15 protein-coding genes are annotated in these 22,016 nt (G+C 50.2%); 5 read left to right on the forward strand and 10 right to left on the reverse strand.

Annotated features, from left to right (window positions below; genetic code table 11):
• Nucleotides 1-58 precede the first annotated feature (58 nt).
• The 4 genes from treB to pykF all read right to left on the reverse strand — a co-directional run bounded on the left by treB (nt 59) and on the right by pykF (nt 5,071).
• Nucleotides 59-1,477 (reverse strand): PTS trehalose transporter subunit IIBC, encoded by a 1,419-nt coding sequence (treB, locus tag BUQ98_RS12795; protein WP_074214169.1) that lies wholly within the window; start codon nt 1,475-1,477, stop codon nt 59-61.
• Between the two features lie 152 nt (nt 1,478-1,629).
• The gene (treR, locus tag BUQ98_RS12800; protein WP_074214170.1) at nt 1,630-2,586 is read right to left on the reverse strand and encodes a trehalose operon repressor TreR; all 957 of its coding nucleotides are present in this window, start codon (nt 2,584-2,586) and stop codon (nt 1,630-1,632) included.
• 294 nt (nt 2,587-2,880) lie between these two features.
• A complete protein-coding gene (locus BUQ98_RS12805) occupies nt 2,881-3,558 on the reverse strand; it encodes a hypothetical protein (RefSeq protein ID WP_074214171.1) in 678 nt (225 codons plus the stop codon).
• 100 nt (nt 3,559-3,658) lie between these two features.
• Nucleotides 3,659-5,071 (reverse strand): pyruvate kinase PykF, encoded by a 1,413-nt coding sequence (pykF, locus tag BUQ98_RS12810; RefSeq protein ID WP_074214172.1) that lies wholly within the window; start codon nt 5,069-5,071, stop codon nt 3,659-3,661.
• Nucleotides 5,072-5,634: 563 nt separating this feature from the next.
• Between pykF and BUQ98_RS12815 the strand changes: the two genes are divergently transcribed.
• Nucleotides 5,635-7,098 carry a transporter substrate-binding domain-containing diguanylate cyclase gene (locus BUQ98_RS12815; protein ID WP_083605285.1) on the forward strand — a complete coding sequence of 488 codons (1,464 nt, stop codon included), beginning with the start codon at nt 5,635-5,637 and terminating at the stop codon, nt 7,096-7,098.
• A gap of 63 nt (nt 7,099-7,161) precedes the next feature.
• Here BUQ98_RS12815 and BUQ98_RS12820 read toward each other — a convergent pair whose 3' ends face one another.
• From BUQ98_RS12820 to BUQ98_RS12835, 4 genes are all read right to left on the reverse strand, one after another.
• Nucleotides 7,162-8,412 carry a multifunctional CCA addition/repair protein gene (locus tag BUQ98_RS12820; RefSeq protein WP_074214173.1) on the reverse strand — a complete coding sequence of 417 codons (1,251 nt, stop codon included), beginning with the start codon at nt 8,410-8,412 and terminating at the stop codon, nt 7,162-7,164.
• 155 nt (nt 8,413-8,567) lie between these two features.
• Nucleotides 8,568-9,182: a TIGR04211 family SH3 domain-containing protein gene (locus BUQ98_RS12825; protein WP_074214174.1), complete on the reverse strand. Its 615-nt coding sequence runs from the start codon at nt 9,180-9,182 to the stop codon at nt 8,568-8,570.
• Nucleotides 9,183-9,310: 128 nt separating this feature from the next.
• Nucleotides 9,311-10,567 (reverse strand): inorganic phosphate transporter, encoded by a 1,257-nt coding sequence (locus tag BUQ98_RS12830; protein ID WP_074214175.1) that lies wholly within the window; start codon nt 10,565-10,567, stop codon nt 9,311-9,313.
• A gap of 28 nt (nt 10,568-10,595) precedes the next feature.
• Complete coding sequence (locus BUQ98_RS12835; RefSeq protein ID WP_074214176.1) at nt 10,596-11,276, reverse strand: TIGR00153 family protein; 681 nt, start codon at nt 11,274-11,276, stop codon at nt 10,596-10,598.
• Nucleotides 11,277-11,500: 224 nt separating this feature from the next.
• On the opposite strand from BUQ98_RS12835, the gene BUQ98_RS12840 reads away from it, so the two are divergent.
• The 3 genes from BUQ98_RS12840 to glnE all read left to right on the forward strand — a co-directional run bounded on the left by BUQ98_RS12840 (nt 11,501) and on the right by glnE (nt 17,931).
• Nucleotides 11,501-13,024 (forward strand): CYTH and CHAD domain-containing protein, encoded by a 1,524-nt coding sequence (locus BUQ98_RS12840; RefSeq protein ID WP_074214177.1) that lies wholly within the window; start codon nt 11,501-11,503, stop codon nt 13,022-13,024.
• A gap of 360 nt (nt 13,025-13,384) precedes the next feature.
• Complete coding sequence (locus BUQ98_RS12845) at nt 13,385-14,986, forward strand: methyl-accepting chemotaxis protein (protein WP_074214178.1); 1,602 nt, start codon at nt 13,385-13,387, stop codon at nt 14,984-14,986.
• A 98-nt stretch (nt 14,987-15,084) separates the two neighbouring features.
• Nucleotides 15,085-17,931 carry a bifunctional [glutamate--ammonia ligase]-adenylyl-L-tyrosine phosphorylase/[glutamate--ammonia-ligase] adenylyltransferase gene (gene glnE, locus BUQ98_RS12850; protein ID WP_371515117.1) on the forward strand — a complete coding sequence of 949 codons (2,847 nt, stop codon included), beginning with the start codon at nt 15,085-15,087 and terminating at the stop codon, nt 17,929-17,931.
• 54 nt (nt 17,932-17,985) lie between these two features.
• Here the strand turns inward: glnE and lpxL are convergent, their stop codons facing one another.
• Nucleotides 17,986-18,906 carry an LpxL/LpxP family Kdo(2)-lipid IV(A) lauroyl/palmitoleoyl acyltransferase gene (gene lpxL / locus BUQ98_RS12855; RefSeq protein ID WP_074214179.1) on the reverse strand — a complete coding sequence of 307 codons (921 nt, stop codon included), beginning with the start codon at nt 18,904-18,906 and terminating at the stop codon, nt 17,986-17,988.
• A 186-nt stretch (nt 18,907-19,092) separates the two neighbouring features.
• Between lpxL and hldE the strand changes: the two genes are divergently transcribed.
• Nucleotides 19,093-20,520 (forward strand): bifunctional D-glycero-beta-D-manno-heptose-7-phosphate kinase/D-glycero-beta-D-manno-heptose 1-phosphate adenylyltransferase HldE, encoded by a 1,428-nt coding sequence (gene hldE / locus BUQ98_RS12860; RefSeq protein WP_074214180.1) that lies wholly within the window; start codon nt 19,093-19,095, stop codon nt 20,518-20,520.
• A gap of 101 nt (nt 20,521-20,621) precedes the next feature.
• Here the strand turns inward: hldE and tolC are convergent, their stop codons facing one another.
• Nucleotides 20,622-21,935 carry an outer membrane channel protein TolC gene (gene tolC, locus BUQ98_RS12865; RefSeq protein WP_074214181.1) on the reverse strand — a complete coding sequence of 438 codons (1,314 nt, stop codon included), beginning with the start codon at nt 21,933-21,935 and terminating at the stop codon, nt 20,622-20,624.
• Nucleotides 21,936-22,016: the final 81 nt, after the last annotated feature.

Consider the following 22,016-nt stretch of genomic DNA (forward strand, 5'->3'; position numbering starts at 1 on the left):
AATGTCTCTCTTAACGCTAAAAAAGCGGGGAGCTTACTCCCCGCGGACGGAATGGGAATTAGACGACCGCCAATTTGCCTTTGCTGGCCTGGCGGCGATACATAAAGGCGGTGAGTGCGATTGGCACCAAGATGGCGATTAACATCGCGACTGCGTAAACACCCCAGAATTGTGGCTGGATAGATAAGATGCCTGGTAGCCCCCCGACACCAATACCGTTGGCCATCACACCGGAAAGACCACATACAATAGCGGCCAGCGCTGAGCCAACCATCGCACATAGCATTGGGAATTTGTAACGTAGGTTAATCCCGTACATGGCCGGCTCTGTCACGCCAAGGTAGGCGGAAATCGCCGCGGGCACAGAGATTTCACGTTCGTTTTCTTTCTTGCTGACCCAAATAATGCCAACCACCGCCGAGGCTTGTGCAATGTTGGACAGGGCAATCAGCGGCCAAATAGGCGTGCCGCCCATTTCCTGCATCAGCTGCAAGTCCACCGCGTTGGTGGTGTGGTGAACACCGGTAATCACCAAAGGAGCATAGAGGAAGCCAAATAGCGCAGCACCGATAAAGGCGAAATCACCGGTCATCGCCGTGCGAGCCAAGAAGGCGACGCCGTTGCCGATTTCACGCCCAAAGGGACCGATGAGGGTGTGCGCCAGCACCACCGAGGTGAGTAGGGCCACAAATGGCACCACCACGAGATAGAGGTAATCAGGGATAATGCGTTTTAACTGGGTTTCAATAAACGCCAGCGCCATACCGGCAAACATCGCCGGGATCACCTGCGCTTGATAGCCGACTTTTTCAATCGAGAACCAACCAAAGTCCCACACTTCGGGCATCTCTTTACCAATAAGGTAAGCATTCATCAACTGGGGTGATACTAGGGTAATACCCAGAACGATACCCAAAATGGGTGTTCCGCCCATTTTCCTGACCGTGGCCCAACACACACCGACCGGGAGGAAGTGGAAGATGGCTTCGCCGATAAGCCATAAAAAACCGTGTGCCGTGGCCCAAAATTCGCTGATCTCTGTCAGCGTTTTTCCGTCAAACATGCGGATGTCGCCAATCACGTTACGGAAGCCCAGAATGAGACCACCTGTGATGATCGCGGGGAGAAGGGGAACAAAAATTTCCGCGAGGTGTGAGATGGCGCGTTCAAGTAGGCTCATGTTTTGACGTGCCGCTTGTTTAGCATCGTCTTTTGATTGGCCTTCAACCCCGGTTTTCTCTTGTAGTAGGGCAAAAACCTGATCCACGTTGGTGCCAATGACGACTTGGAACTGCCCGGCACTGGTAAAGCAGCCTTTTACCATCGGAATGGCTTCAATCGCGGCCACATCGGCTTTTTCTGGATCGTTGAGGACAAACCGTAAACGTGTGAGGCAGTGGCTCACGGTTGCAATGTTATCTTTGCCGCCAATTTGTGTGACCAACTGGTCAATGGCTTTTTTATCTATCTGGCTCATAAGCAATCCTGTATTGCTGTAGGGTATTCATTGGTAACGTTCCCACTGATTATGGATCGTACTAATCCAATTATCAGTGGAATCGTTCCCATTATTTGAAAACCATCACACAGAAATCTGTAACTGCTTGATTATTTGGTGTCGGTTTCAGGCTAGGGCGTGACAAGATGACAAGGTTGCGTCCAGTGGCTAATCACTGGCGCGTCGTCATCTAGCTGCTTGAGCAGCAAGTCGGCGGCATGTTGTCCCGCTTGATGGTAGCCCAACTCCACGCTGACAGCGCGTGGGAACATAAAGCGTAGCATGTCGTGATTACCGATGCCGCCAATGGCAATATCTTCTCGGCCAAGAGTTTGTAGGCGTTTCGCGACACCCAGAGCTAGAGTGTCAGACGCACAAAGGATCGCTTGTGTGTGAGGGCCAATCAAGGAGGTGGTTGCATCGTATGCCGCGTGTAGGCTCATCTCACAGCGGTGCAAGTGGACAGGAAGCTGGTGGGTCTCACAGAAAGAGAGGTAAGCATTGGCACGTGCTCGGCCAGTGGTTTCATCCTGCTCATCTATCCCAAGAAAGGCAATAGGGTGGCGTGCTTGTTCATAAAAATGCGCCATGACTTGTGTCACCGCACCTTGGTTGTCATAACTGACACTTGAATAATCGTCACTGTCCACTGCGAGTACGACACAGTTTGGTGCAAAAGGGGCAAGAGCAGAGAGATCACAGCCTGAAAAGCCAAAGAATATAATGCCATCAACGTTACGACGCTTTAAGACGTCGAGGTGGGCTTGTGCTTTCAGTTGAGAGAATTGACTTTCCATGATGGCCGCGTCATAGCCTTTGGCGTACAGGGTATTGAGCAGCCCTGTGAGTGCAGTGTTCTCTGAATTTGAACTCAGTTTAGCCACAATGACACCAACCACACCACTGCGCTGCGCGCGCATGGCTCGTGCCGATTTTGAGGGTAAAAAACCATATTGATCGATCACTGCTTGTACCTTAACGCGGGTACTATCTTTGACGCGCGCATCATTGTTTAGCACACGAGATACGGTTGATTTACCCACGCCAGCTAAGCGGGCAATATCCAAAATGGTGAGTGGTTTTGTCATGATGCTCTCTATGGTATTGATCGATCAGCTGCTTCAGATTCGCACGTTATGTCCACCATGATAACAGCCGTGATTCGCGCTTGCGATTTATTGAGTAGTTTGTAAACTATTGGCTGTTTTTTGAACGCTACTGGTGACTGTCATCATTGGCTATCCATAATGAGGTGAGGGACATCGTGGTACAAACCATCAATAAATGCTTGGTTCGAGCAACAACGTTAGCTCTGGCCATCATGGCATTAAAATTAAGCGCGATTTATTTGGTGCCGTTAGCGGTACTGATCAAAACGCACTTCAAAGAAATTGTCCACTGGTAAGCTTACCTATTCTGTCCTCTATCTGTGAATTGAGCTCTTGCCAGTAGGCTTGATAAGCCTGAGTGTGTGCTTGCGGACGAGCCGACACCAGCCCCCGTAAGGTTGGAAGCAAGTTCTGCCAGCTTTGAGCGATATCGAGTGCGATATCTGGGTGAGTCAGATAGCGCACATGATGGGCAATGATCGGCTGTATTGCCTCATCAAGGTAGGGGTTAATCCCTGAGCATAAAGTATGATGCAGTTGCTGATGCCAATGCGCCAGAATGGCTTTATCACAGTAGTCTTTGGCAGGTAAGTGCTGAATGCTGTGAATCAAGCCCAACAGCGTAAGGGCGGTTTGCTCATCAATGCGAGCAGGCAATCTATCAACGCACGCCCCAATGAGCCCGTTCAACCCGATCGAGAGGCGGTGCCAATCTTGCTTACTTAATGGGGCGAGTTGGTAGCCCAAATGAGGCTGGTACGTGACTCGCCCCGTCATCGCTAATAGATGTAGCCCGTCGCGAGCAGACGCGGTGGTTAAGCCAAGCTGATCGCACAAAATGGAAACTGTCATGGGATAAAAGCCGTCAGCGTGTGGGACGAGTGACAGTTGACGAGTGAGTATCGCGGCCCATATGTGTTCCATCGCGATTTGTGCTTTCGTGCGTTTCATGGCGCTCCCTGCCTACTTTTCTCTTTATCATGCCACCGAGCGATAGATAAAAAAACGCCCCGAACCAGTCGGGGCGTTAGGATTGACTGTGATTGTTTGATTAAAGAACGTGCACAGAGGTGGTGTTGGTCGTACCGGAAGGAACCAATGCACCTGATACCATCACGACGATATCGCCTTTGTTCGCCAAACCTGATTCCAGAGCGATGGTTTTACCACGACGGTAGAATTCATCGGTGCTGTCGATGCTTTCGATCATGACTGGGGTCACGCCTTTGGTCAGACACAAGTGTGCGGCGGTTTTCGGGTTCGTCGTGACCGCGATAATGTTCGCGGTTGGGAAGTACTTACGTACAGAGCGAGCGGATTTACCTGCCTCGGTTGCCACAACGATCAGTGGTGCGCCCAATTTTTGTGAAGTATCCACAGCACCTTTACACACGGCTTCGGTGATGCGAAGACGATCGCTATCCAAACGAGAGCCCAGTGCCGGTGACATTTGACGGTCAGTGCGCTCACAGATTTGTGCCATGATGCTCACGGCTTCAAGTGGGTACTTACCTTTTGCTGATTCACCAGACAGCATCACCGCATCGGTGCCGTCCATGATGGCGTTGGCAACGTCACCGGCTTCTGCACGAGTTGGACGTGGATTTTTGATCATTGAATCCAGCATTTGAGTCGCGGTGATAACCAATTTACGAGCTCGGTTACATTTTTCGATCATCATCTTCTGCGCGAAGATAACTTCTTCGACCGGGATTTCAACACCCAGGTCACCACGGGCAACCATGATACCGTCAGACGCTTCCAAGATGGCGTCAAAGTTATCAACCCCTTCCTGGTTTTCAATTTTAGAGATGATCTTGATATCGCTGCCGCCATTTTGTGCCAGCAGTTCGCGGATTTCTTCCACGTCTTCTTTTTTACGGATAAAAGAGGCCGCAACAAAATCAACACCTTGCTCGCAACCAAATTTCAGGTCAGATTTATCTTTTTCAGCCAGAGCAGGTAAGCTCACAGACACACCCGGCAGGTTTACACCTTTGTTTTCCCCGAGTTCACCGTTGTTAAGGACTTTACATACGACTTCTTTTTCAGTCGTTTCTAGTACTTCCATCTCAAGAAGGCCGTCATCAACCAGCACAGTATCACCGGCTTTTAAATCGTGGGGGAGACCAGCGTAAGTCACAGCAACACGTTCTTTATTACCTACGACAGACGAATCGGTAGTGAAAGTGAAGGTTTGACCGGCTTCCAGCATGACATCATCGCCATTTTCCAGTTTTACCGTGCGGATTTCTGGGCCTTTGGTATCAAGCAGGATAGCGGCTTGTTTGCCGGTTTGCTTCATCACATTACGTAGATTAGTGATACGAGCGCCGTGCTCTTCGTAATCACCGTGTGAGAAGTTAAGACGCATGACATTCATACCCGCTTCTACAAGCTGAGTCAGCATCTTTTCAGATTCGGTTTTTGGGCCAATCGTACATACGATTTTGGTCTTTTTCATCGACACATTTCTCCGGTCAAAAATTGAAACATAAGCCTGATGCTTCTCACAACACACTGAAAAGGTGTCATTTTACCACGCACTGTTTTTCTTCTAATGGTTGTGAAAGCGAAACTTTTGCATTTATCAATGGCGTTACCGCAGCCATTGTCGCTGTGGTGACATCACTGTTTTATTGAGTGAGAGTATAGATTGTCTGCATTGATCTGTGTTGATCACGGGCAATAAAGCCGCTAACGACCGCAAAGGATTCGTCGCGACACAGATGACGTTATTACCGCTTCCTCGTCTTTGGGCGCGTAAATTTACCACAGCTACTGACTTAAATCATTACAAGTGGGTGACAGGCAAGCGTCTTCTGAAGATATTTTTGTGTTAATTACGCTTTCTGTTGATGATTTCGCTTTACCATACGACGTATTCCCTTTTGATTATTTTCTGCCCCGTTAGTACGCGGTTGATGTCTATTTGGTGTGATCTAGCTTCCAATTTGAACTGGATCATGCTTTTTTATTAAGTCTTTTGCGTTCGCTTAGAATTTATCTACCATCAAGACTCTTTGAATGGACTGCCTAACAATGTTTGCGTGTATTTTTCGGATTTTGACAGGGATGCTGCTTCTTGCCTGCACGTACAGCAGTACGCTTGCATGGGCTGACGACGCCTATCTGTCAGAAGAAAAAGACATTTTAGTCGTCGCGCATTCGTCTGAATGGAAACCCTATAGCTACCTGACAAGCGAAGGCCAGCCTAAAGGGTTATTGATCGATTTTTGGCGCGCCTATGCGAAATATAATCACACCTCGATTCAGTTTATGTTGCTCGATTGGCCTGAATCTCTTTCTTATATGAAAGAGGGCGGTGATCGGGTGCATGCGGGATTACTCAAATCACCAGAACGCGAAACTTATTTAGATTATGTTACGCCTATCTTTAATACTAACGGTTCTTTATATGTGCAAAACCAATCAGGAAAGGTGAGTAAGGAACCTCTAGCCGCCGGTAAAGAAGTGGGTGTTGTATCAGAAAGCTACGAATCTTGGTTTCTATCCGAGCACTACCCAGAAGTTAAACAAAAGCGTTTTACCCGTAATGAAGCGTTATTTGCTGCTGCGCTTGATGGCGAGATCCAGGCGCTCGTCGCTGATAGCCAAACGGCCAACTTCTATTTCCTAACCCAAGGGAAACCACTCGCATTTGTGGCGGATCAAGTGCTGTATACACAGCCTATCTATGCCGCGGTCCCTAAAGGCAATCAGGCGCTTCTCAATGAGGTGCGCGAGGGTATTAATAATATTCCGGCAGAAGAACGACTGCGCATTAAGCAACGATGGGTTAATACTGAACGGGTAGAGGCTTATCCAGCGTGGCTTCTTCCTGGTGCTGTACTCGCGGTAATGTTTGGCGCGGTGACTTACATTTTTATCCTAAAACGGATGGTGTATAAGCGCACGGTCGCCCTGCGCCAAGCTAATACACGCTTGCGTGAATTCGCTAACACAGACCCCCTCACGCAGTTGTTGAATCGCCGTGGTCTCGATGCTTACTTTGCACGCCTAAAACCCAAACTCAGTCGTCAGCAAGAAATGGGATTGATCCTGATTGATCTTGACCATTTCAAGCAAGTTAATGACACCTATGGGCATATGCAGGGCGATAAGGTACTGGTACACCTTGCCAGTTACCTAAAACGATTTGTAAAAAAAGGGGCCGTTGCTCGCTTGGGAGGCGAAGAGTTCTGCGTCTTATGTCCCACACAAGATTTAGATGCCTTGATTGAGCTAGCCAATCATATTCGCTGTGATGTTGCCGATACTGTGTTTGAGTTTGAAGGCGCCGACATACGCGTGACGGTTAGTATCGGGGCGATTGTCTCCAGTGATGTGGTGGATGGTATCGCGGCGTTGGAACTGGATGCGTTAATTCATGCGGCAGACTTACTCATGTATCGCGCCAAAAATCGAGGCCGAAACCAAGTGATGCTGGCATCCTCTTCATCGGTGGGTACGCCCATCGCAGAAATATAATCACGTATTGTATTGATAGCCGCGCCTTTCAAGCGACATGATACTGTTGAGCACGCATTTTCGTTAACGCGAGGCGCTAGCTATATTAGAGCATGAGCGCGCAGGGCAGGCGGCAATGGCTTGGATCCGTCTGCGCTGCAGCTCATCACGAATCGCCCCACCTTTAAACCCGGCATCAACAATGGGTTTTACATCGACCTGCTGCGCACAAACAAAACATTCCCGTAACGCATCAGCTTGCGGATAAGCGTAGTTTTCCCGCCCCTTACGGCCGCGTACATCCGCTAAGCAGGCCACCGCAAGTTGCTCAACACGTTCGGGCTTACGCCATGCGTCTATCTGATTAAACAACGCCACCCAGTGCTCAGGGCTTAATTGATCGCATTTATGAATTTTGGAGTGGTGAGCACTGACTACTAGGGCTAAATCCCGATATGAGTTGGGAATGCGTAGTCGCTCACACAGATCTTTGATCACCGGCAGTCCACGATCGCCATGGCCGCGGTGGCCGGGCAGGATCGATGCTGGAGTGAGCGCTTTACCAAGATCATGGACTTGCGCGGCAAACCGGATGCATTTGTCATCGGTTAAAGAGGCGGCATAACGGCTGACCATCTCAGTGTGAATGCCGGTGTCTATCTCGGGATGCCAGTTAGCGGGATTAGGCACGCCGTACAGGGCATCGATTTCTGGGATCACCACACCGAGCGCACCACAGGCGCGCAGGACGGAAAGAAACACATCAGGTCGGTCACTGCTAAGCGCTTTCTCCCATTCCCGCCAAACCCGTTCGGGGGTCAGATGTGCAAGCTCGCCTTTAGCGACCATGTCTTTCATTAGCGTCGAAGTGCTGTCGGCAATGGTAAAGCCTAAATGCGCAAAGCGAGCGGCAAAGCGTGCCACCCGTAGCACCCGTAATGGGTCTTCGCTAAAAGCGGGTGAGATATGGCGTAGCACACGGTTTTCAAGATCCTGTTGGCCACCATAAGGGTCAAGCAAGGTGCCATCTTCATCTTGGGCGATCGCGTTGATAGTAAGGTCGCGGCGCTGCAAATCCGTTTCGAGTGAGATATCTGGGGAAAAGTCGCATATGAACCCAGTATAGCCCTGGCCCGATTTACGTTCGGTGCGGGCGAGCGCATGTTCTTCATGGGTGTCAGGATGCAAAAATACCGGAAAGTCTTGACCGACTTGTTGATAACCAGCCGCTTGCATTTGTTTGACCGTGGCACCGACCACGACCCAATCTTTATCTGTGACCGGCAAGCCTAATAATGCATCACGCACAGCACCGCCGACAAGATAATGTTCCACACCAGACTCCTTAATGACACAGAGAAGACACAATCACATTTTGCATCGTGAATGGTCAGTATACATAGAGCCTAGCAGCACGCCTACCGTGTGCTTAATAGGATTCTACAGGGGTCGCAATAAAAAAGGCTGCCAACGCAGCCTTTCATTCAAGATTATGCCCAGCCATCACGGCGACGTTTCTTACGTGGGATCAGATGGGGTAGAAGCAAGCCAAATAACAGCCCCCCACCGGCTACCATGCCCCCATAAGTGAACCAGCGCATTAGCAAATCATCTTTTTGCGTATCAATCTTGGCACGCAAAGCGCGAATTTCATTTTGTGCGTCAATTAACTTTCTGTTGAGCTCGCTGCTGTGTGCCTCTAGTTTCTCGATCTGTCCGTTACGCTTTTCTAATGAGGACACTAAGCCTTTTTGTTGTGCTTTTGCATCATCTTGAGCACTCGCCAATGCTGACTTGACCTTCTTCAGCTCTGCTTCAAGTGCAGGAACGCGTTCTTTCAGGCCCGGTTGAGTCGTGACATAGTCACTCTTTACCCAGCCTTTACGACCCCGGCTATCGACCACTTGGGTGTACCCCTCATCACGATTACGTTTGAGTACGGTAACCTTATCGCCGGCATCAACACTGCCGAGAATGCGATACTGCGTACCGGGACCAGCGTGCATATAGGTAAATAAGTCATCAGAAATATAGTTTTCAGCCATCGCTCGAGGCGCGGCGATGAGGACTAGCAGCAATACGAGAGCAGAATACAGGTGTTTCACGTCTGGGGTCCTTTGCGTAATTTCAGTGTGGGACACGTCGGCTTTGCTGAGCATAGTGCCATAGCCTAAAAAGAAAGGGGAGCCATGCCCCCCTTTTTTTGACTGTGATTTGACATCGCTGCCGCCTGTTAAGCAAACAAAGCGGTCATGATTTGGTAAAAAATCACCGCCAACAAGGCGCCAGCGGGTAAGGTGATGAGCCACGAGGCAACAATATTGCGTACTACACCGAGGTTGAGTGCGGCAATGCCACGGGCAAATCCAACGCCCAGAACGCCACCGACCAATGTTTGCGTGGTCGAAATCGGCAAGCCTGTTCCCGAGGCTAAAACGACGGTGCTCGCGGTGGCTAACTGTGCGGCAAACCCACGACTGGGGGTCAACTCAGTAATGCCCGATCCCACCGTCGCCATCACACGGTGTCCTAGTGTCGCTAACCCTAGGACGATGCCCGCTCCGCCCATTGGCAGAATCCACCAAGCAATGTGTGCCTTTTCTGCCACCGTGCCTAGATTTTGTACTGTCGCGACGATCGCTGACAGAGGGCCAATGGCATTGGCAACGTCGTTTGAGCCGTGAGCAAAGGCCATGGCGCAGGCCGTTACCACCATCAGTAAGCTGAAGATACGTTCCACCCCCTGAAAACCTTGGCTTTCATCACCGCGATACTTTTTGGAGATGTAATAGACACCAAAAAACATGATGAGGGCAGACAACACAATAGAGGCGCTGACTGACTCTAGCGTTGTGAGGTGTAAGCCAACGTGCTTTAACCCTTTTTTGATGGTGACCATCGCGATAATAAACGCGGTGAGAAACATATAAATGGGCACGAAGCGTTTAGCGTTAAGGACGGGACGATCGGTATCGAAGATGAGGCGTTGGGCGCTGAGGAATATAAAGTAAGCGAAAAGACCGGAGATAAAGGGGGTGATCACCCAGCTACCGACAATGCCTTGTACTGTGTGCCAATCGACAGCTTCCGATCCGACGGACAAGCAGGCAAAGCCAATAATCGCGCCAATAATTGAATGGGTAGTAGACACTGGCCAGCCCATATACGAGGCAAGGAGCAACCACGTGCCTGCCGCCAGTAGCGCTGACATCATGCCAAAGACGAGCTCTAGAGGTTGATCAGCATAAAAGCTGGTATCAATGACCCCTTTGCGAATAGTGTCTGTGACTTCACCGCCGGCCAGGTAGGCACCGGCGAACTCAAAAATCATCGCAACAATAATGGCTTGCTTGACGGTCAGAGCTTTAGAGCCGACAGAGGTACCCATCGCGTTAGCGACGTCGTTGGCACCGATACCAATAGCCATTAAAAAACCAAAAGCCGCGGCGACCATGATCAGTATGGTCCCGTGATTCATCAGGATTTCCATTGTAATACCTTGTTGTTACATCACTCGGTTAGGAACGGGAAAGCATGACCTCTAAGCGCGCACCGACACGTTGCGCTTGATCAGCGATTTCGCCGACCCACTCGAGGATTTTGTACAAGAACATGACATCGACAGGATTATACTTCTGCTCAACCGCCATCAATGCCTGGCGAAGCTGGATTTGCATTGAATCGGTATCGTCTTCAATCACATCCAACTGATGAATCATTTCGGCCACCAAGGTGACTTCGCGTCCTTTAAATCCAGTTTCAAGCAATTCTTCGAGTTCATTAATGACTCGACGTGCTTGAGCCGCTGCATCTAGGCACCGTTGTACATAATCAATAAAGGCGGTATTCATTGACGGGGGCATACGAAGCTGACGACCGATGACACGGCCGGCAATATCTTTGGACAAGTTAGCCAGTTTGTCTTGCTGAGTCAGTAGTTCGAGCATGTCCGTCCGATCGACGGGCATAAACAGGCCACGGGGCAACTTGAGTCGAATATTACGCTTCAGGGTATCAGCGTCTTTCTCTATCTCAGAGATTTGCTGACGGAGTTGGTTTGCCTTTTCCCAGTCTTGCTGCTCACAAGCATGAAAGAAAGGGATCAGTAACTCACAACAATCGTTTACACGATTGACGTGGCGTTGCAGAGGTTTTATGGGGCTTTTTGCGAATAGCCCAACAATTGTATTGACTGGCATAGCCGTAATCTACCTAGTTGCCTCACGCCCAAAGGGCAAAGAGTGGAGGCCAAACGTTCAACGATGGTATATCGGAGCGGCGAATGGTAGCGCAGAATATTCGCTAAAGAAACAGCTTTTGTGATCTCTGCCTCAGTGCGCGTGATCAAGCCTGGTGGTTATAGCGCTTGCCGACAAGATCAATTGTTCATATCCTTGTCAGGCAATTGGCTATAGGTACCCGTATGGACACTGAGATAGAGCTCAAATTTTTTGTCTCTTCTGACTTTCCTCATCGCATCCGCGATAAGATCGTCAGTGTAAAGCAGCTACAGCAGAGCCAGCGTGAGCTGGGAAACATCTACTTCGATACGCCAGATTTTACCCTACGCAAACACGATATCGGCTTGCGTGTACGTTGCTTTGATGGCGTATATATTCAAACGCTCAAAACCGCTGGCCGAGTGGTGGCTGGGCTACATCAGCGCCCAGAGTACAACGCAGAGCTTAAAGGACCTGAGCCGGACCTTTCTTTGATCCCTGTCGATGCATGGCCCGATGGCATCAATGTTGAGGAACTGAGCCAGGCGATTCAGCCGCTCTTTTCCACTGACTTCGTCCGCCAGCAGTGGTTATTGGCCACCGATGATGGGAGTCAAATTGAGTTGGCGTCGGATCAAGGTGAAGTCTCGACCGACGCGGGCGATAAAGATGTGATTTCAGAGGTCGAGTTAGAGCTGATCTCAGGCCAAACCGAGGCTTTGTTTTCATTGGCACGCAACCTTGCTGATGAGGGAGGCCTACGCTTAGGAAACCTGAGCAAAGCAGCTCGAGGTTACCGTTTAGCAACGGGCTATCAAGGCGATCCTGTTAAAGCTTTATCCATTGTCAAATTGGGGGCTGATGATACCCAAGAGAAAGCCCTGATTCGGATCCTCGAGCATGCGTTAAACCATTGGCATTATCACGAGCAAATTTACATCGAGCGAGAGTCGCTTGAGGCTTTGCAAGAAATCCGCCATGCGGTGTTGTTGATCCGCCAAGCTTTTGTGCTATTCGGTAGCGTGGTGCCGCGCAGAGCCAGCAGTCTACTTCGTCAAGAGTTACAGTGGTTTGACGGTGAGTTGGCGTGGCTCGATGACGCCCGGACGAATGCGCGGCTGTGTGAAGACAAAGGGCAATACCTGCGCAAGCTAAACGCACGCAAAGGCATGGTCAAAGCCTTGAAAGCGGAGCAAGCCAAATTGCCTGATCGTGAAGATATCGTGGCACTGCTGCATACGTCACGCTACTGCAATTTATTGCTCGATTTGAGCCGTTGGATCCTCTCTAAAGGGTGGCAGCCTTTCCTGGATGACAAGGCAGCTGACAAACTGGCACAACCCATCCAAACCTTAGCCGATAAAGCACTGCCAGAGTCTTGGCATGAATTACTCGATGCCTTTGACGAAAGCAAAGACTTATCGCGTCACGAGTATTTCGACCAGTCCTTACGGCTTCAGCGCAACTTGTTATTAGGGACTTGTTTGGCGTCATTATTTGATCGAAGCCGGCGTAAAGCATTTCGATTACCTTGGATTGACTTACTGCAAGGTATCGAAGAACTGAGATTGCTTGAGCCTGTGCGTGAGTTGAGCATGGCGATGGAAGACGACGACGATAAGAAGCAAGCGGAAAAGTGGTTAGCGCGTAAAGAAGACTCACTCTTTCACGCCATGACCCAAAGTCGACAAACAGGGTTACGTTTAACGCCGTATTGGGAAGAGTAACTATTATCAATAGCGCGAAAGCAGCCTTTGGGCTGCTTTTCTTTTATTCGAGCCTTTATGCGAATAAGTTGCTTGTGTATCCATCACGGACAGCACGCACCGAAGTGTGCCCATCACGTTAAACCCCAGCTAAGATCAACATTTTTTGATCTTTTTTGCGTTATAAACGGTCAGCGCACTGCATGATAATTTGATTAAGTTATCATTATTCGCATTGTTTGTGGGTAACATTCACAAATGCGGTAAACAAGGATTCAGCCAGAGTGGGGTTTGCCGATATAACAACACTCAGGATTAATAATCGTCCGTCATGTCGGGCCAGTCAGCTGGCAGCGTGGCGGTCATGGAGCTTTCAGGATTATGGCTAAACATACCTTCTATGCGTGGGAAAAACCCGTCACCAATCTACGCTTGATCCCTAAACTTGTGATTCTTATGGTCTTTAGTACCATCATTTTGGTCGGTAAGCAGATGTGGGATGCGAATACGTTCCGTCAATCCGTGATTGATTTTACGCTCCATCAGACACAAGAGCTTGCACGCTCAAGTGCGGCGATGACGGGAACACTGATTGAGCAACCCAACGGTGAACGCTTAATCCGAGAGACCGTCGACACCATGAACAATGAATTCAGTGAAGGGGCCTATCTGTATTTAGTCAATGGCAATACTCGCCAAGTGTTGGCTCACCCCTCAATGCGACAATTCGATGAATTACGTGTGCCTGATCAACGATCAGGTACCGAAGTGGCAGATTTATTTATTAATCAATCACAGTCTTTTAGCTACACCGTTTACGATGGCGGTCGCCATGGTTACGCGGTACCCGTGGGTAACAGTGACTGGTGGTTGGTGGCGTCTCAGTCAACATCTGAAGCGCAAGCCTATTATCAAGATTATATGATCCAAGTTGCTTGGCAGACGGTTGTCATGATCGCATCTTTTATGGTGATCCTGCTTGGCGGCTCAAATATTATGCTACGTCAAATCAATTATCTAACAGATAGAATTCGTGCTTTGGCTAACCGTGATTTGAGTGAGCCTATCGACATGGATAGCCGAGATGAATTCGGTGACCTAGCTCGCGAGCTTGAAACATCACGCCAGCAGTTGGTCGATGTCATTAACGCACAGCGCCAAGCGTCGGATGAGCTTTCTTCTCTCGCTGAAATTATGACCATCAGCATGTCGGAGACCAAGGAGTCGTCACAAGAGCAGTTCTCTGAAATGGATCAGTTGGCGTCTGCCATGAGTGAGATGAGTGCGACTGTACAAAATGTGGCCGAGCACACCCGAGAAGCAGCCAAAGCCACTGAAACGTCTAGCCAGCAAGCCAATAGTGGGCAAGCGCACGTCAGTCATACCATCAGCACCATCAATGAGCTTTCTAATGACATCAGTGAATCGTCACAAGTGGTTGGTCAGGTCGATGCCCAAGTGGAGAAAATTGGTACCGTGGTGGTGACTATTCAAGGGATTTCAGAGCAAACGAACCTGTTAGCGCTAAATGCTGCCATTGAAGCCGCACGAGCAGGGGATACGGGACGTGGTTTTGCGGTTGTTGCTGACGAAGTCCGTAAATTGGCTCAGCATACTCAGGAAGCCACAGTCGAAATTCAGGACATGATTACTCAGTTACAGCAAAGTGCGCAAAAAGCGGTTGGGTTGATGGAACGCAGTGTCACTGAAGCTAATACCGGCGTGGAGTCGGTCAGTCAAGCGGGGGGGGAGCTGGAGCAAATCGTTAGCCAGATCCAGTCGCTAAATGATATGAACTTCCAAATTGCCTCGTCAGCCGAGCAGCAAGCGTCTGTTGCCGGTGAGATGAATCAAAACCTGACCAATGTAAAAGATCTTGTTCAGGCCTCGGTGACCGTTACGACCGAACTACATGAAACCGCAGAAATGGTTGAGCAAGGGGCACAATCGCTTAAAGATAAGATCGATGCCTTTAAGGTCTGAGGATGGCAGGATTGTCACCGTAAAAAGATGAACGGCTCGCGGCAATAGCGAGCCGTTTTTGTTAGTGTCAAAGTTGAATTGTATCAAAAGGAATGACCATGATGTTGTCTCACTCCCTGACCGCGAGCCTGAATCATCATTGGACGCAATTAGCTGAGTTTGCCCCAGAAGCGTTGAGCCAATGGCAAGGCTCCGCGCGCCGAGAGCTTGAGCAGGCGCTAGCATGTAGCGATTTTATTGCCACTGCGTTAGCGCAAACCGAGGGCCTGCTGGAGTGGCTTCATCAGCATCACAATGAGGTTTCTCGTGAGGCGTACTACCAGCCTGAACTGACGGCTGCCCTTGAGGCGAGCAGCGATGAAGAAACTTTCCATCGTCAGTTACGTCTTTGTCGACAGCGCGAATTAGTCTGGATTGCCTGGCGAGAAATCCATAACCAATGGCACGTAGAAGAAAGCTTGCAGCATCTATCTACCTTGGCAGAGGTACAGATCTTATCGGCTTACCAGTGGCTTTATCAGCGCTGTTGTCAGGATTGGGGCACGCCCATGAGCCCAGAGGGTGAGCCTCAACCCATGCTGATATTGGGGATGGGGAAACTGGGAGGCGGTGAGCTTAACTTTTCGTCTGATATCGATTTGATTTTTACCTACCCAGAGAATGGCGAAACCCAAGGGGCCAGGCGGAGCATTGCTAACGCCCAATTTTTTACTCGGTTAGGTCAGCGACTGATCAAAGCGCTTGATCAACCCACCATGGATGGTTTTTGTTACCGCGTTGATATGCGCTTACGACCGTTTGGGGACAGCGGCCCTCTGGTGATGAGTTTTTCTGCTTTAGAAGATTATTACCAAGAACAAGGGCGTGACTGGGAGCGTTACGCCATGGTTAAGGCACGTGTGATGGGCAGAGAGCAATACGACTGCTATCAAACACTCAGAAAGATGTTACGTCCCTTTGTCTTTCGGCGCTATATCGATTTTAGTGCGATTCAAGCATTGCGGCGGATGAAACAGCTGATTCAGCGTGAAGTGCGTCGGCGTGGGTTAACCGATAATATCAAGCTTGGCGCGGGAGGAATTCGAGAAATTGAGTTTATCGCTCAATCTTTCCAGCTAATTCGAGGTGGACGCGAACCTTGCTTACGTCAGCGCGGCCTATTGGAAACCCTCGAGGCAATCCGCGAGCTAGAGTTGCTCCCGACGCAAGCGGTGACGCAACTGAAGCAGGCGTATTGTTATTTACGCCGGGTAGAGAACCTACTGCAAGCAATAGACGATAAGCAAACTCAGACCTTACCGGATAATGAACTGGATCGTGAACGCCTGTGCCTTGCGATGGGGGACGACGATTGGGCGAGTTTACAGGGGCACATTAACCAGCATATGCAGGCCGTGAATCAGATTTTTTCTGGTTTGATTGGCGATGATGAACAAGACAATGACGCAGATGTAGAGAGCGAATATCACGATCTTTGGGCGATGGCGCGTGATGTGGACAATACCAACTTGATTCTAGCGGGGTTAGATTTACCTGACACCGACATAGCCGCCCAATTATTGGCTTTCAAGCAAGAGCTAGCAAAACGCACGGTTGGCCCCCGTGGGCGCGAGGTGCTCAATCGCTTAATGCCTGTGATCCTGAGTAAACTGCTTGCGTTACCCATGCCGCAACAGGTTCTGCCGCATATAACGCATCTATTATTGAATATTGCCACTCGCACGACCTATTTAGAGCTACTTGATGAGCACCCTAGTGCGATTGATCAGGTTCTCCGGCTTTGTACCGCCAGCCCCATGGTGGCTGAAAAGCTGGCTCGCTACCCTTTGCTATTGGATGAATTACTCGATCTAACCCATCTGTATCAACCGTTGGCCCCCGATGCTTACAGCAGCGAGTTGCGTGACTACCTTGCTCGGATCCCGGTGGAGGATATGGAGCAACAGATGGAAGCCGTGCGGCAGTTTAAGCAAACCCAGCTTTTAAAAATTGCAGCCGCAGACATCGCTGGAGTCTTGCCTGTCATGCGCGTGAGTGATCACCTGACCTATTTAGCAGAAGCGATTGTTGAGGCGGTGGTCAATCAAGCATGGCATCAAATGGTCGAGAAATATGGTCAGCCTACCCACCTAACTGAACGTGATGGCCGAGGGTTTGCGGTCATCGGTTACGGGAAGTTAGGAGGGTGGGAGTTAGGGTATAACTCGGACTTGGATGTGGTTTTCTTACATGACTGTCCCTCCGAGGTGGAGACCGATGGCCGTAAGGTGATAGACGGCCGGCAATTTTATCTTCGTTTAGCGCAACGTATTGTTCACCTGTTCTCAACGCTGACTCCTTCTGGGGTGCTGTACGAGATAGATACACGTTTACGTCCTTCAGGCACCTCCGGGATGCTCGTTAGCACCTTAGACGCTTATACGGACTATCAAAAAACAGACGCTTGGACGTGGGAGCATCAAGCACTGGTGCGTGCACGGATGATCTATGGTGACCCTGATCTTGAATCTGCATTCACAACCGTGCGCCATCAGATCCTGACGACGCCTCGTGATCAAGACCGACTGCGTGAGCAAGTCAGTGGTATGCGCGAAAAAATGCGACAACATAAAGCGAGCGGGGATAAAAACGTTTTTTCGATCAAACAGGATGTGGGTGGGATCACTGACATTGAATTCTTAGCTCAATACCTGGTGTTGCGAGAGAGTGGACGGCAGCCGGCGTTGACACGTTACAGTGATAACGCGCGCATTTTTGAGCAGGCCGGCGAGCTTGGCGTGATGCCACAAGCGCAGGCTGAGCGATTAAAGTTAGCGTATACGCGAATGCGTAATGCGCTCCATCGTAGCCATTTGGCTGGAGAAAGTGGCAAGGTCGAAGCCGATGCTTTTCTTGATGAGCGCGACGTGGTTAAGCAAGCCTGGCAACAATGGTTTGCGGAATAGACAGGCGGTGCCACATAAAGGGGTGGATGTTCGACCCCTTTATGTTGGAGACGCTCAATAAAGCGAAGGCTCGCCCTTTGGGCGAGTCTTGAAGCGGCGATGCAGCCACATATATTGCTCAGGTGCTTGTAAAATTAAGCGTTCTACGGCTTGGTTCGTGACAACAGCTGCAGCTTGTGCCTCTTTGGGGAAGTTGTCGATTGGCGCGTCAATTTTGATACGATATTGTCCGCCACGTCGCTCTCTTACTATCGAAAAAGGTACCACGGCGGCATGGCCTGCGTGCACCAATAAGCTGGTGCCGGTGGTGGTACAAGCGTTCTCGACCGCGAATAATGGCGCAAATGCCGCGCGGCGCCGACCATAGTCATGATCGGGGGCGTACCACATCCTGTCGCCTTTTTTGAGGTGACGAATCATGGTTTTGACGTCTTTTCTATCGATGGCCCGATTATGTCGCGTACGGCCGCGATGCTGCAACCAATCATAGACAGGATTGTTGTTAGGGCGGTAAACCCCTACGCCGGGGATCACTTCGCCTAATCCACGAGCGCCAAGCTCTAAATTCATAGAATGCACCGCGATAACCAGTACGCCTTTCTTCTCGGACTCCAAGCGGCGTAAGGTGTCTAACCCTTCAAAAACGACATGCTTTTTAATTCGCCAACTGGGCCAAAACCATGCCATTCCGGTTTCAAAGAGCGCGAGGCCAGAGTTGGCAAAGTTCTCTTTCACCATCGAAGTACGTGCGGCAGCAGTCATTTCAGGAAAACACAGTTCAAGATTGCGATCGGCAATATTAACGCGTCGCTTCATGAATATATGCATCAGTCGCCCTAGGCCGCGACCGAGGTAAAACTGCACGCGATAAGGCAGCCAACTGGCCAAGTACATGACTGCGATGCCGAGCCAAGTATGAAGGTAACGAGGATGGAAAAATGTAATACGAAATGTGGGCGGTGAAAAGTCGCTCATAGCCTCAAAAACTCACGAAAATGAAAACCTAATCTGGCCGCGGTATTGTAGAGCAAATTACGGAGACTGTCGTGCGCTTGTGTGTCAGGTGAGTGTTGAGATTGTGCGCAGCATACACTGACACAGCCCCATTTCGAATTCGGCTATGCTACTATCGCTCGGTAACGACAGTATTCGGAGATCCAGATGAAACTCAGCCTTCCTGATTATAGCCAAGCCAATGTTCTGGTTGTCGGCGATGTGATGCTTGATCGCTATTGGTACGGCCCGACCGGACGTATTTCACCCGAAGCGCCCGTGCCGGTGGTAAAAATCAATCAAACGGAAGAGCGTCCAGGCGGGGCGGCTAACGTGGCGATGAATATTGCCGCACTGGGTGGCCACACTCAATTGATTGGTTTAACGGGTAAGGATGAGCAAGCGGATGCACTGACCCAAACCCTGGATTCCTTGAACGTTCATTGCGATTTTGTGGCGCTTGACTCGCATCCTACCATTACCAAATTACGGGTGATGAGTCGCAACCAACAGCTGATTCGTCTGGATTTCGAAGAAGGGTTTGCCGGCGTTGATGTGGCGCCGATGCTTGCCAAGGTTGAAGCAGCCTTGCCAAATACAAAGGCGATGATCTTATCGGATTATGCCAAAGGGGCCTTGGCTCAAGTGCAAACATTGATCCAGGCAGCCAATCAAGCGGGCGTGACAACCCTGGTCGATCCGAAAGGTACGGACTTTGAACGTTACCGTGGTGCCAGCCTGCTTACCCCCAACTTGACAGAATTTGAAGCGGTCGCTGGCACGGTAACCGATGACCAAAGTCTGGAAGAGAAAGGACTGGCTCTGATTGAAAAATATGAGCTCGGCGCATTGTTGGTGACCCGAAGCGAACATGGTATGACATTGCTACGTCCAGATGCCGCCCCACTCAATCTGCCGACGTTGGCGAAAGAGGTGTATGACGTCACCGGGGCAGGCGATACGGTGATCTCGGTGCTCGCCGCGTCATTAGCCGCAGGCAAACCCATTGAGCAAGCCTGCGCCCTTGCCAATGCCGCCGCAGGCGTGGTGGTGGGTAAATTGGGCACCTCAACCTTATCAACCATTGAACTCACAGAAGCGGTACACGGCTCGCACGAGTCCGGCTTTGGGGTAACCACAGAAGCGCAGTTAATTGAGGCGGTTAACGTCGCCCAAGGGCGCGGCGAGAAAGTCGTCATGACCAATGGGTGCTTTGATATTTTGCACGCTGGTCACGTCGCCTATTTGAACGAAGCGGCCAAACTGGGTGATCGCTTGATTGTTGCGGTCAACACCGATGCCTCTGTTCAAGGCCTAAAAGGGCCAGGCCGCCCAGTCAATCCTACGGATCGTCGTATGGCGGTACTCGCGGGGTTAGGAGCGGTTGACTGGGTGGTGCCCTTTGGCGAAGAAACGCCTGCACGTCTGATTGGTGCGGTATTGCCGGATTTATTAGTGAAAGGCGGGGACTATCAGGTTAGTGAAATAGCCGGTGCTGAAGCGGTACTTGCCAAAGGTGGTGAAGTGAAAGTCCTTAACTTTGAAGAGGGCTGTTCGACCACGGAGATTATTGAGTCGATTCGTCGGGGACAATAAACCCTTCCTCAAGGGTGATGATCGTCAACCGCGCGCGATATCAGTCATAAAAAAGGTGCCCAATTGGCACCTTTTTCTGTCATTTCGATTGATTGTGTCGCCTAATCTTGCTTAACCAGCCCTTGGTTAATGTCGAGTAAGTCTTGCTCAGTTAATGTGCCAACGGCTTGATGTAAGCGCAAATGGCTTAAAATATAATCGTAGCGCGCGTTTGATAGGTTACGGTTAGCATCGTACAAGCGACGTGTCGCATCTAAGACATCGACAATAGTACGAGTACCGACTTCAAATCCCGCTTCCGTGGCTTCTAAGGCTGAACGTGCTGAAATAACGGTTTGATCGTAGGCTCGCAGGGCGCCAATAGAGGCATTAATGTCATTGTAGAACGCCCGCACATCTTTCACGGTGCTTCGATAGGTAGATTCTAAGCTCTGTGAGGCCGCGACATATTGATGTTGCGCTTTTTCAACATTGGCCGAGGTGCTACCACCGGTGAAAAGTGGCAAGCTAAAGTTGAGGCTGGCAGTGCCTTGGTTGTAATCAGAGGAATAAACATCACTGTGCTGATTATCGCTATCTGTCATCCCGTACTTGGCAGTGAACGTCAACGTGGGCAAATGTCCGGTTTTCGCCAGTTTAATCTGCTCTTTGGCGGTATCCCGTGCGATGCGATTTACCAGCAGTTGCAGGTTTTTTTCTTCTGCAGTTTCAACCAGTGCCGCCGGTTGCTGTTGCGGGTTACTGGCACTGAAGCGTTCAGTGTCCAAGACACGTAAGTCATGCGGGGCTTGACCGGTGATCTCACGCAACCCTTCGTAGCTATTCGTGAGGGCGTTTTCCGCCAAGATCTCATCGGCTAATACTGCATCGTACTGGGCTTGGGCGTCATGAACATCGGTGATGGCAGACAAGCCAACTTCAAAGCGTTGTTTGGTTTGCTCGAGCTGACGGCCCACGGCCGCTTTTTCTGCTTGAATAAATTCGAGTTTGTCCATCGCACGCAGGACATCAAAATAGGCTTGTGCGACGCGTAGCATCAGCCCTTGTTGCTGGGCTGCGTAAGCGGCATCTAATTGACGTGCTTGCATTTCGCTAATATCGAGATTTACCCAGCTGTCACGTTTGAAAATTTGCTGGCTGAGACTGATATCGGCGGTGGTTATATCGTTATCGCTGCTGTCTTTGGTGTCATTGCGGGTAATGGAATAGCCCGCATTTAAGCCAATCTGTGGCAACAAAGCCCCGCGGGTGGCATCCACGGCGGAAAACGCGGCATCGCGCTCTGCGGCCGCTTGATTAAGGGTGGGATCGCTTTGCTTCGCTTGTTGGTAAATTTGGGCGAGATCATCGGCAAGGGCTGCACTGCTTACGCTGCCGAGTGCCAAGCCTAACGCCAGAGGGAGCAATTTTTTCATAGATAGAATCCCTGAATCGGTGCTGTTCGGTAAAATATACGGGCTCTAGCTTACCGCAATTATGCTTGCGTGAAACTGACA

Origin of the sequence: Salinivibrio sp. ES.052 (assembly GCF_900141775.1) — a bacterium.
Classification (GTDB): Bacteria; Pseudomonadota; Gammaproteobacteria; order Enterobacterales; family Vibrionaceae; genus Salinivibrio.

Excerpts from the sequence above, each read along its gene's own strand:
- treB (WP_074214169.1), bottom strand. The coding sequence starts at position 1,477 with ATGAGCCAGATAGATAAAAAAGCCATTGACCAGTTGGTCACACAAATT.
- treR (WP_074214170.1), bottom strand. The coding sequence starts at position 2,586 with ATGACAAAACCACTCACCATTTTGGATATTGCCCGCTTAGCTGGCGTG.
- BUQ98_RS12805 (WP_074214171.1), bottom strand. The coding sequence starts at position 3,558 with ATGAAACGCACGAAAGCACAAATCGCGATGGAACACATATGGGCCGCG.
- pykF (WP_074214172.1), bottom strand. The coding sequence starts at position 5,071 with ATGAAAAAGACCAAAATCGTATGTACGATTGGCCCAAAAACCGAATCT.
- BUQ98_RS12815 (WP_083605285.1), top strand. The coding sequence starts at position 5,635 with ATGGACTGCCTAACAATGTTTGCGTGTATTTTTCGGATTTTGACAGGG.
- BUQ98_RS12830 (WP_074214175.1), bottom strand. The coding sequence starts at position 10,567 with ATGGAAATCCTGATGAATCACGGGACCATACTGATCATGGTCGCCGCG.
- BUQ98_RS12835 (WP_074214176.1), bottom strand. The coding sequence starts at position 11,276 with ATGCCAGTCAATACAATTGTTGGGCTATTCGCAAAAAGCCCCATAAAA.
- BUQ98_RS12840 (WP_074214177.1), top strand. The coding sequence starts at position 11,501 with ATGGACACTGAGATAGAGCTCAAATTTTTTGTCTCTTCTGACTTTCCT.
- BUQ98_RS12845 (WP_074214178.1), top strand. The coding sequence starts at position 13,385 with ATGGCTAAACATACCTTCTATGCGTGGGAAAAACCCGTCACCAATCTA.
- glnE (WP_371515117.1), top strand. The coding sequence starts at position 15,085 with ATGATGTTGTCTCACTCCCTGACCGCGAGCCTGAATCATCATTGGACG.
- lpxL (WP_074214179.1), bottom strand. The coding sequence starts at position 18,906 with ATGAGCGACTTTTCACCGCCCACATTTCGTATTACATTTTTCCATCCT.
- hldE (WP_074214180.1), top strand. The coding sequence starts at position 19,093 with ATGAAACTCAGCCTTCCTGATTATAGCCAAGCCAATGTTCTGGTTGTC.
- tolC (WP_074214181.1), bottom strand. The coding sequence starts at position 21,935 with ATGAAAAAATTGCTCCCTCTGGCGTTAGGCTTGGCACTCGGCAGCGTA.